Below are 9,561 nucleotides of genomic sequence, written 5' to 3'. Positions count from 1 at the left end.
GTCATGCCCGCTCTGGCCACCCCGTCGCGGCGGCTGGTATGTTCCCGCCTATTCGATATATCCAAACGATGGAGTGCGAGTTCATGGACCAGGGCGGCCCCCCGATGCTCGACGACCGCGTGCTGCGCGAGGTGACCGACCGCGTGTCCGCCGCGTTCGACGTCCCGACCGCCACGGTCTTCGCCGAGGCGATGCGGCACACGCTGCGCGACGCCGTCGTGCTCGAGCCCGACGGCACCGCCTTCGTGCTCACCGGCGACATCCCGGCGATGTGGCTGCGCGACTGCGCGGCGCAGATGCGCCCCTACCTCGCGCTGCTCGACCTCGACCCGGGGATCGGCGACGTCGTCGCGGCCCTGGTGCGGCGCATGAGCGCGCAGGTCCTGCAGGACCCGTACGCCAACGCCTTCAACCGGACGCCGGACGGTGCCGGGCACCAGGCCGACCGCACGGCGATGACCCCCGGCGTCTGGGAGCGCAAGTACGAGATCGACTCGCTCGCGTTCCCCCTCCAGCTCGCGCACCAGCTGTGGCTCGGCACCGGCCGCACCGACCACCTCGACGAGGCGTTCCGCCGCGCCGCGGAGCAGGTGCTCACCACCCTCCGCACGGAGCAGGACCACGACGCGCGGTCCGACTACCGGTTCGAGCGCGACGACTGCCCGCCCACCGACACGCTCGTGCGCGACGGCCAGGGGTCGCCCGTCGCCGTCACCGGCATGTCCTGGAGCGCGTTCCGGCCCAGCGACGACGCGTGCGTCCACCACTACAACGTGCCCGGCAACCTGTTCGCCGCCGCCTCGCTGCGCGACCTGGCCGAGCTCGCCCGCGGTCCGCTCGACGACGCGGGCCTCGCCCACCGGGCCGACGAGCTCGCGGCCGAGCTCGACGAGGCGACCCGGCGGCACGGCGTCGTCGACCACCCGGAGCACGGGCGGATCTTCGCCTACGAGGTCGACGGCCTGGGCCACCGGCTGCTCATGGACGACTCGAACATGCCGAGCCTGCTCTCGCTGCCGCTCACCGGCGGCATCGCCCTCGACGACCCGCTCTACGTCGCGACCCGCCGGTTCGTGCTCAGCGACGACAACCCCACCTACGTGCGCGGGGCGACCGGCGACGGCCTCGGCAGCCCGCACACGCCGCCGCGCTACGTCTGGCCCATCTCGGCCGCCGTCCGGGGCCTGACCTCGACGGACCCGGCGGAGAAGCGTGCCCTCGTCGCGACGATGCTCGCCGCCAACGCGGCGCGCGGGCGCATGTGCGAGTCGTACCACGTCGACCGACCCGAGCTGTTCACCCGGGAGTGGTTCAGCTGGGCGGACTCCATGTTCTGCGAGCTCGTGCTCGACGTCGTCGGCCTCCGGGTCCCCCGGGCGGCGACGCAGAGGTTCACGCACGCCGCGTAGGAGCGGTCGTGCGGATCGGCAAAGGAGGCGATCAGCACCATGACGGTCACGACAGCGGCGACGGCGCCGCTCGGGCGCGAGGAGGCGGCACCGCCGTCCTCCCCGCCCGAACGCCGCCGCCCCTCACGGCAGTGGCGGATCCAGGAACGGTGGGGGTGGCTGTTCGTCGCCCTGCCGATGCTTCTCTTCGCGGTCTTCGTGCTGGTCCCGGCGGGGATGGCGCTCGTCATGAGCTTCACGAGCTACTCGGTCATCGGTGACTCGCAGTGGCTCGGGCTCGACAACTACCGCCGGCTCTTCCTCGACCCGTACTTCGCGATCGCGCTGCGGAACACGGCGTACTACACGCTGCTGTTCGTGCCGCTCGGCATCGTCGTCGCGCTCGCCACGGCGCTGCTGCTCAACCGGAACGTGCGGGTCGCGTCCCTGTTCCGCACGTTCTTCTACGTCCCGGTGGTCTCCTCGACGGTCGCGACCGCGACCATCTGGTACTGGCTGCTCAACCCGCAGTTCGGCATGATCAACGTGGCGCTCGGCTGGTTCGGCATCGACGGCCCCGCCTGGCTGTACGACTCGGCGTGGGCCATGCCGGCGATCGTCATGATGAGCGTCTGGGCCGGGTTCGGCACCAACATGATGATCTACCTGGGCGGGCTGCAGGGGATCCCGCCCCAGCTCTACGAGGCCGCACGCATCGACGGCGCCGGCTGGTGGCAGCAGCTGCGGTACGTCGTCATGCCGAGCCTGTCGCGCACCACGTTCCTCGTCTCCACGCTGCTGGTGATCGGGGCGTTCCAGGTCTTCGACCAGGCCTACGTGCTCACCAAGGGCGGCCCGGGCAACTCGACGATCACGCTCGTCTACTACATCTACACGCAGGGCTTCGGGAACCTCGAGATGGGGTACGCCTCGGCGATCTCGTTCGTGCTGTTCGCGATCATCGGCGTCTTCGCGGTGATCAACGCCCGCATCACGGGGAGGGACAACACGTGAGCGCCCCGACCGTTCCCCTCCACCACACCCGCCGCACCCCCGCCCAGCACGCGGGTGCCGCCCTGTGGTGGGTCGCCGTGGTCGTCGTCGCGATCCTCACGGTCTTCCCGCTGCTGTGGACGCTCGTGACCTCGCTGAAGCCCGCCGGGGACATCCTCTCCGGGGCCCTCGACCTGATCCCGCGCACCGTGACGATCGAGAACTACCAGCGGGTGCTCACCGCGGTGCCGTTCGCCCGGTACTTCCTCAACTCGATGCTCATCGCCGTCGGCGGCGTGGTGCTCAACCTGTTCTTCGGCTCCCTCGCCGGCTACGCGTTCGCGAAGCTGACGTTCCGCGGCCGCCGGGCGCTGTTCGTCACCCTGCTCGGCTCCCTCATGGTGCCCGGCATCGTGACGATGGTGCCGTCGTTCCTCGTGCTGCGCGCCATCCCGTTCGCGGGCGGCAACAACGCCCTGGGGCAGGGCGGCGTGGGCCTGCTCAACACCTACTGGGCGATCATCCTGCCCGGCGCGGCGGGCGCGTTCGCCGTGTTCTTCATGCGGCAGTTCTTCTCCTCGATCCCGGACGAGCTGGGCGAGGCCGCGCGGATCGACGGCGCGTCCGAGTTCCGGATCTTCGCGCAGGTGTACCTGCCGCTGGCGAAGGCGGGGGCGGCCGTGCTGGCGATCCTCACCTTCCAGGCCGGGTGGAACGCGTTCATGTGGCCGCTCATCGTGCTCAACGTCCAGGAGATGTGGACCGTCCAGGTCGGCCTGGCGTCCTTCGTCACCGACTACGCCACGGACTACGGCCCGCTCATGGCGGGCACCGTGATCACCAGCCTGCCGGTGCTGCTGCTGTTCGTCTTCGCGCAGCGCTACATCATCGAGGGGGTCTCCCATGTCAACGCTCGTTAGCCGCCGCGCGGTGCTGCGGGCGCTCGGCCTGGGCGCCGGCGCGGCCGTCCTGTCCTCCTGCGCCGCGCCGAACCAGCCGCGGTACACCGACACGGGCGCGCGCCGCCTCACGATGTGGGGCAGCTGGTCCGGCGACCAGGCCGGGCAGATCCAGACGCAGCTCGACGCCTTCAACGCCGCCCAGTCCGACTTCGCGTTCCACTACGTGCCGCAGGGCGCCCTCGAGGAGAAGATGCTCACCGGCATCGCGTCGGGCAACGTGCCCGACCTCGTGCTGTGGGACCGCTGGCAGACGGCGAAGTACGGCCGGCGCGGCGCGCTGCAGCAGATCGACGCGTGGGCCGCGCGCGACGGCGTCGACCTCGAGGGCTTCTACGCCGAGGCCGTGCGCGAGATGAGCGTGGGCGAGCAGACGTTCGGCCTGCCGCTGATCGTCGACACCCGCGCCATCTTCTACAACAGGGCGCACCTCGACGAGGCCGGCATCCGCCCGCCGACGACGTGGGCCGAGCTCGCCGACGCCGCCGAGGCCCTGACCGTCCGCGAGGGCGGGCGGCTGAAGCGCGCCGGCTTCGAGATCCAGGACGTCGGCCTGTTCAGCATGTGGCTCGGCCAGGCGGGCGGCCGACTCCTCGACCCGAGCGAGCGGTACACGGCGTTCGACTCCCCGGAGGGGCTCGAGGTGCTCGACTTCTGGGACGACCTGCTGCACGAGCGGAAGGTGTACGAGCTGGGCTTCTCCGACGGCATCGACGCCTTCGCGCAGGGCGTGGTGTCGATGAAGTACGACGGGCCCTGGAACCTCCCGACCTGGGACGCCGTCGACGGGCTCGAGTACGGCGTCGTGCCCGCGGTCGTGGGGCCGCGGGGCGACTCCGGGGCCTCCATGGGCGGCTTCGGGCTCGTCGTGCCCACCGACGCGCCCTGCCCCGAGGGGGCGTGGGAGCTCATGAAGTGGTGGGCCGTGGACCAGGAGAACAGCCTCGCGTTCTCGGAGATCAGCAAGAACATCCCGGCGAACGTCGAGGCGTCCCGGCGCGCGGTGGGCACGGTGGACGACCGGTTCGGCCCGATGGTGGAGACCATCGAGGTCGCGAAGGTCCGCCCGCCGGTCCCCGGGTACTCGGACGTCGAGACGCTCGCCCTCATCCCCGCCCTGCAGCAGGTGATGTCCGGCACCCTGGGCGGCGCCGCCGCCCTCGCCGACGCCGCCGCGCAGGGCGACCGCATCCTGGAGGCCAACCGATGACCACCACCACCCCCGACCCCGCGCGCGTGCAGACCTGGGCCGGGCGCGCCGACGTCGCCCAGCACAGCGTCGACCTGCTCTACGGCGCCGCCCCGCCGCAGCTGCTGCACAACGGGCACCCCGAGCCCGCCGACACCACGTTCAACTACTGGTGGCTCGCGCACGTCGTCGACTGCCGGCTCGACGCCTACGCCCGCACCGGCGACGACGCGTGGCTCGACGCGGCGCGGGCCACCGCGGCGAACATCCGCGAGCGCAACGACGGCAGCCTGTTCAACGACTACTTCGACGACATGCTCTGGTACGCCCTCGCCCTGCTGCGGCTGGCGGAGGCGACGCCGGACGACGGCGAGCGCGCCGCCCTCGAGGCGGACGTCGTGGCGCTGTGGGAGCACGTGGTGACGCTCGGGTGGAACGACGTGCACGGGCCGTCGCTGTCGTGGCGCAAGCAGCAGCCGGACTACAAGAACACCCCGGCGAACGGCCCGCTCGCGATCCTCGGCGCACGGCTGGCGCGGCGCACCGGCGACGGCGCGTACCTCGACCGCGCGCTGGCCACGGTCGCGTGGCTCGAGGAGCACCTGGTCGGGCCGGACGGGTTCGTCGAGGACGGGCTGGGGCGCGAGGGCGGCACGGACGTCGACACGCACTGGCGGTTCACGTACAACCAGGGGCTGTACGTCGGGGCGTGCGTCGAGCTGTACCGCGCCACGGGGGACGCCGGCTGGCTGGACAGGGCCGAGCGCACGGCCCTGACGTCGGTGCGCGAGCTCGCCACGGACGGCGTCTTCCGGCGGGAGGGCGACCTGGTCGACGACGACGTGCCCGACACCGCGGGCGGCGACGTCGGCCTGTTCAAGGGCGTCTGGTACCGGTACGCGGCGCTGCTGCTCGAGGAGCGGGCCGTCCCCGCGGTCGAGGACCTGGTGCGCACCAGCACCGACGCCCTGTGGGCGCACGGACTGGTGCCGCACGACGGCGTGCGTCCCGCGGACGGGGCGTCGGCGGCCGCGGTCGAGGGCGTGCGGCAGGCGGGCGTGGTGCTGCGGCCGGGGGACGACTGGACCCGGCCCGCGCCGACCCAGGTCGGGTACTCGACCCTGCTGAGCGCGGTCATGGCGCTCGAGGTGCGTGCCCGGCGCGCGTGAGCGGCTACGAGCTCGCCGGGCGGGGCGCGGGGGCGGTCGAGCCGCCCGCCAGGATCCGCACGGGCACGGTGTCCTGCGAGACGTCGCCCCGCTCGGCGAGCTGCCGCTCGACCAGCTCGAAGGCGCGCGCGCCGATCGCCTGCTGGTCCTGCTCCACGTGGGTGAGCGGGATCGCGGCGTCCACGTACTCGGGCGGGGCGTCGAAGCAGATCACGGAGAGGTCGTCGGGCACGGTGCGCCCGAGCCGCTGGGCGGCCTGCAGCACGAGGCGCGCGGAGTGGTACTCGGTCACGACGCACCCGGTGAGGTCGGGGTGGGCGTCCAGGAAGGCGACGAGGCCCTCGACGTCCTCCTCCGGCGTCACCGACGCGCCCGGCACCACGGACCGGACGCCGGAGTAGACCTGGGCGTCCTCGAGGCGCACCTGGTGCGCGGCGTGCGCGGCCACGACGCCGCGCTTCCGCTCGTCGAGGGTCGAGACGGCGTTGGGGGACTGGATCAGCGCGATCCGGGTGTGCCCGAGCTCGAACAGGTACTCCGCCGCCAGCCTGCCCGCGGTGACGTTGTCGGAGGTCACGGTGCTGACGGGCACGCCCGTCAGCGTGCGGTCGACGATGACGATGGGGAACCCGCGCCCGACGAGCGTGGCGACGCTCTGCGGGATGGCCTGCGACGACGTGGGCAGCAGCACGAGCCCGTCGATGCCGCGCTCCAGCTGCTCCTCGATGAGGCGTTCCTCCAGGTCGGAGTCGCCGCGGGACATCGCCACCACGACGTGCGCCCGTTCGCTCGACGCCTCGAGGAGCCCCCCGAGCAGGTGCGACCCGAACGCGTCGTCGAAGCCCGGCACGATGTAGCCGACCAGCGGGAGGCGGCCGGGCTCGTCCGGGGGCGCCCCGGCCGCGGGCGTCGTGGAGACGACGACCGTGCCGATGCGCGGGCGCCGGGTCACGAAGCCCTCGTCGCGCAGCATGTCGAGCGCCCGCTTGATCGTGATCGCGCTGACCGAGAACTCGTCGACGAGCTCGGCCTGCGTCGGCAGGCGGTCGCCGACGGCGAGGCCGCCGCCGACGATGCGTGCCCGCAGCGCCTCGTGCACCTGGGCGTACAGCGCCTCGGTCAAGCTCGCTCCCGTCCTCGGACCGTCTGGAAGAGCCGAATGAATATGATCACTGCTCCTGGACCATTGTGGGGCACCCCGCGGCCGCGGTGCCGGACGTGCCCGATGTTCCCGACGGCGGGTCCGTCCCGCGAGGAGGCGTGACGATGCGCATCGAACGGCTCGTGGCCGAGTACGGCGCGCCGGAGCTGGGGATCGGCACCGCCGCCCCCCGGTTGTCCTGGACGCGGGCGGGCGGGGGCGGGGTGCAGCGCGGCTACGAGGTGCAGCTGCGCACCGCCGACGGCGCCGTCGAGGAGCGCGGGGTCGCGGGGCCCGAGCAGGTGCTCGTCGCCTGGCCCTTCCGCGACCTGCGCTCGCGCGAGCGGGTCGAGGTCCAGGTGCGGGCCGAGTCCGACGCCGGGTGGTCGCCGTGGAGCGAGCCCCTCGCGATCGAGGCCGGCCTGCTGTCGCCCGGCGACGTCGAGGCGCGGTTCGTCAGCCCTCGCCATGTCGGTGGGCTGGACGGGGGCGCCGTCGTGCTGGCCCGCGACCTGGAGCTCCAGGGGCCGGTGGCGTCCGCGCGCCTGTACGTCACGGCGCACGGGGTCTACGACGCCTGGATCGGCGGCCGCCGCGTGGGCGACCACCACCTCGACCCCGGGTGGACGGCGTACGACGCGCGCCTGCGCTACCAGACCTTCGACGTCACCGAGCACCTGCGCGCACCCGGCGCGGACCGCATCGCGGTGGGCCTCGGCAACGGCTGGTACCGCGGCCAGCTCACCTGGACGCACCAGCGCGACACGTACGGCGACCGGCTGGCGCTGCTCGCCCAGCTGGAGGTCACGTTCGAGGACGGTCGGCGGCAGACCGTCGTCACGGACGAGCGGTGGCGTGCCGGGACGACGGGCGTGCTCGCCGACGACCTCTACGACGGTCAGACGACCGACCTGCGACAGGCGCTCGCGCCCGACGCCGTCGCGGACGGGCCGGTCGACGTGCTGGAGGCCGGCCCCGCCACCGGCACCGGGCGGCTCGTCGCGCCGACGGGGCCGCCGGTGCGGGAGGTCGCGACCGTCCCCGCTCGCGAGGTCCGCGCGTCGCCGAGCGGCAGGCAGATCGTGGACTTCGGCCAGAACGTGGTCGGGTGGGTGCGCCTGCGCGTGACGGGGGAGCGGGGCGACACCGTCACGGTGCGGCACGCCGAGGTGCTCGAGGACGGCGAGCTCGGCGTGCGGCCGCTGCGTGCGGCGCGGGCGACGGACACCTATGTGCTCGCCGGCGGCGAGCAGGTGCTGGAGCCGGCCTACACGTTCCACGGCTTCCGGTACGCGGAGGTGACGGGCGCCGAGGTGCGCGCCCAGGACGCGCGGGCCGTCGTCGTGAGCTCCGACCTGCGCCGCACGGGGTGGTTCGCGTGCTCCGACCCGGCCGTGAACCGGCTGCACGAGAACGTCGTGTGGGGCATGCGCGGCAACTTCCTCGACGTGCCCACGGACTGCCCGCAGCGGGACGAGCGCCTCGGCTGGACGGGCGACATCCAGGTGTTCGCCCCGACGGCGACCTTCCTCTTCGACGTCGGCGGGTTCCTCGGCTCCTGGCTGCAGGACCTCGCCGCGGAGCAGCAGCCCGACGGCGGCGTCCCCTACGTGGTGCCCGACGTCGTGCGCGAGCTGCGCGGCCCCGGACCGGACGGCGGGCAGCACACGCCGGCCGCCGGCTGGGCGGACGCGGCGGTGCACGTGCCGTGGACGCTGTACGAGCGCTACGGCGACGTCGGCGTCCTGGAGCGGCAGTACGGCTCGATGCGCGCCTGGGTGGAGAAGGCCCGCGCGCTGGCGGGCGACTCCCTGCTGTGGGACACCGGCTTCCAGTTCGGCGACTGGCTGGACCCGGACGCGCCGCCCGACGACTCGGCGGCGGTGAAGGCCGACCCGGGCGTCGTCGCCACGGCCTACCTGGCGCGCAGCGCTCACCTGCTGGCCCGCACGGCCGAGGTGCTCGGGCACGACGCCGACGCGCGATGGTACGCGGGGCTGTCGGCCGACGTCGGGGACGCGTTCCGCGCGGCCTACGTGGGCGCGGACGGCGCGGTGCGCAGCGACTGCCAGACCGTGTACGCCCTGACCCTCGTGTGGGACCTGCTGGCGACCGACGCGCAGCGCCGCGGCGCGGGGAGCCGGCTGGCGACGCTGGTGCGCGAGGCCGACTTCCACGTGAGCACGGGATTCCTGGGGACCCCGCTGATCCTCGACGCCCTGTGCCGTGCCGGGCACCCCGAGCTGGCGCACGCGATGCTGCTGACCCGCACCCGCCCGTCGTGGCTCTACCCGGTGGGGATGGGCGCCACGACGGTCTGGGAGCGATGGGACTCGCTGCTGCCCGACGGCTCGATCCACCCCAGCGCGATGACGTCGTTCAACCACTACGCCTACGGCGCCGTCGCCGACTGGCTGCACCGGTCGGTCGCCGGCCTCGCGCCCGCCGCGCCCGGCTACCGGGAGGTCACCGTGCGCCCGCTGGTGACCGGCCAGCTCGCCAGCGCGTCCGCCCGGCTGGACAGCCCGTACGGACCCCTCGCGGTCACCTGGCGCCTGGTCGAGGGGCGGTTCGAGCTCGACCTCGAGGTGCCCCCGGGGGTCACCGCCCACCTGGACCTGCCGCTCGACGAGCAGCCCCGCACGGTCGGCCCCGGCACGCACCACGTGGCCGGCGCGTGGGTGCCCGTGGGCCGTCCGCTCCCGGCCGGTTGACCGGCGGG

7 protein-coding genes are annotated in these 9,561 nt (G+C 73.5%); 6 read left to right on the top strand and 1 reads right to left on the bottom strand.

Annotation, left to right across the window (positions count from 1 at the left end; all coding sequences use genetic code 11):
* The first annotated feature begins 68 nt into the window (after positions 1-68).
* Genes ACFUVW_RS03875 through ACFUVW_RS03855 form a run of 5 tightly spaced genes read left to right on the top strand, consistent with a single transcriptional unit; the run spans position 69 to position 5,698 of the window.
* Entirely contained in the window at positions 69-1,409 is a 1,341-nt protein-coding gene (locus tag ACFUVW_RS03875) for a glycoside hydrolase family 125 protein (RefSeq protein WP_430570035.1), read from the top strand.
* 39 nt (positions 1,410-1,448) lie between these two features.
* Positions 1,449-2,402: a carbohydrate ABC transporter permease gene (locus tag ACFUVW_RS03870; RefSeq protein ID WP_430570034.1), complete on the top strand. Its 954-nt coding sequence runs from the start codon at positions 1,449-1,451 to the stop codon at positions 2,400-2,402.
* Entirely contained in the window at positions 2,399-3,301 is a 903-nt protein-coding gene (locus ACFUVW_RS03865) for a carbohydrate ABC transporter permease (RefSeq protein WP_430570033.1), read from the top strand. The genes ACFUVW_RS03870 and ACFUVW_RS03865 overlap by 4 nt, the downstream gene beginning before the upstream one ends.
* The gene (locus tag ACFUVW_RS03860) at positions 3,285-4,550 is read left to right on the top strand and encodes an ABC transporter substrate-binding protein (protein ID WP_430570032.1); all 1,266 of its coding nucleotides are present in this window, start codon (positions 3,285-3,287) and stop codon (positions 4,548-4,550) included. The genes ACFUVW_RS03865 and ACFUVW_RS03860 overlap by 17 nt, the downstream gene beginning before the upstream one ends.
* Complete coding sequence (locus ACFUVW_RS03855) at positions 4,547-5,698, top strand: glycoside hydrolase family 76 protein (RefSeq protein WP_430570031.1); 1,152 nt, start codon at positions 4,547-4,549, stop codon at positions 5,696-5,698. Before ACFUVW_RS03860 ends, ACFUVW_RS03855 begins: the two co-directional genes overlap by 4 nt.
* Before the next feature lie 4 nt (positions 5,699-5,702).
* Here the strand turns inward: ACFUVW_RS03855 and ACFUVW_RS03850 are convergent, their stop codons facing one another.
* The gene (locus ACFUVW_RS03850; protein ID WP_430570030.1) at positions 5,703-6,821 is read right to left on the bottom strand and encodes a GntR family transcriptional regulator; all 1,119 of its coding nucleotides are present in this window, start codon (positions 6,819-6,821) and stop codon (positions 5,703-5,705) included.
* A gap of 143 nt (positions 6,822-6,964) precedes the next feature.
* Between ACFUVW_RS03850 and ACFUVW_RS03845 the strand changes: the two genes are divergently transcribed.
* A complete protein-coding gene (locus ACFUVW_RS03845) occupies positions 6,965-9,553 on the top strand; it encodes a family 78 glycoside hydrolase catalytic domain (RefSeq protein ID WP_430570029.1) in 2,589 nt (862 codons plus the stop codon).
* Positions 9,554-9,561: the final 8 nt, after the last annotated feature.

Origin of the sequence: Isoptericola sp. NPDC057391, assembly GCF_042668085.1 — a bacterium.
GTDB lineage: Bacteria > Actinomycetota > Actinomycetes > Actinomycetales > Cellulomonadaceae > Isoptericola.
Note: the sequence above shows the minus strand (reverse complement) of the source record. Positions and strands in the feature narration are given on the sequence as shown.

Coding starts and splice junctions, on each gene's coding strand:
- ACFUVW_RS03875 (WP_430570035.1), top strand. CDS start 69: ATGGAGTGCGAGTTCATGGACCAGGGCGGCCCCCCGATGCTCGACGAC.
- ACFUVW_RS03870 (WP_430570034.1), top strand. CDS start 1,449: ATGACGGTCACGACAGCGGCGACGGCGCCGCTCGGGCGCGAGGAGGCG.
- ACFUVW_RS03860 (WP_430570032.1), top strand. CDS start 3,285: ATGTCAACGCTCGTTAGCCGCCGCGCGGTGCTGCGGGCGCTCGGCCTG.
- ACFUVW_RS03855 (WP_430570031.1), top strand. CDS start 4,547: ATGACCACCACCACCCCCGACCCCGCGCGCGTGCAGACCTGGGCCGGG.
- ACFUVW_RS03845 (WP_430570029.1), top strand. CDS start 6,965: ATGCGCATCGAACGGCTCGTGGCCGAGTACGGCGCGCCGGAGCTGGGG.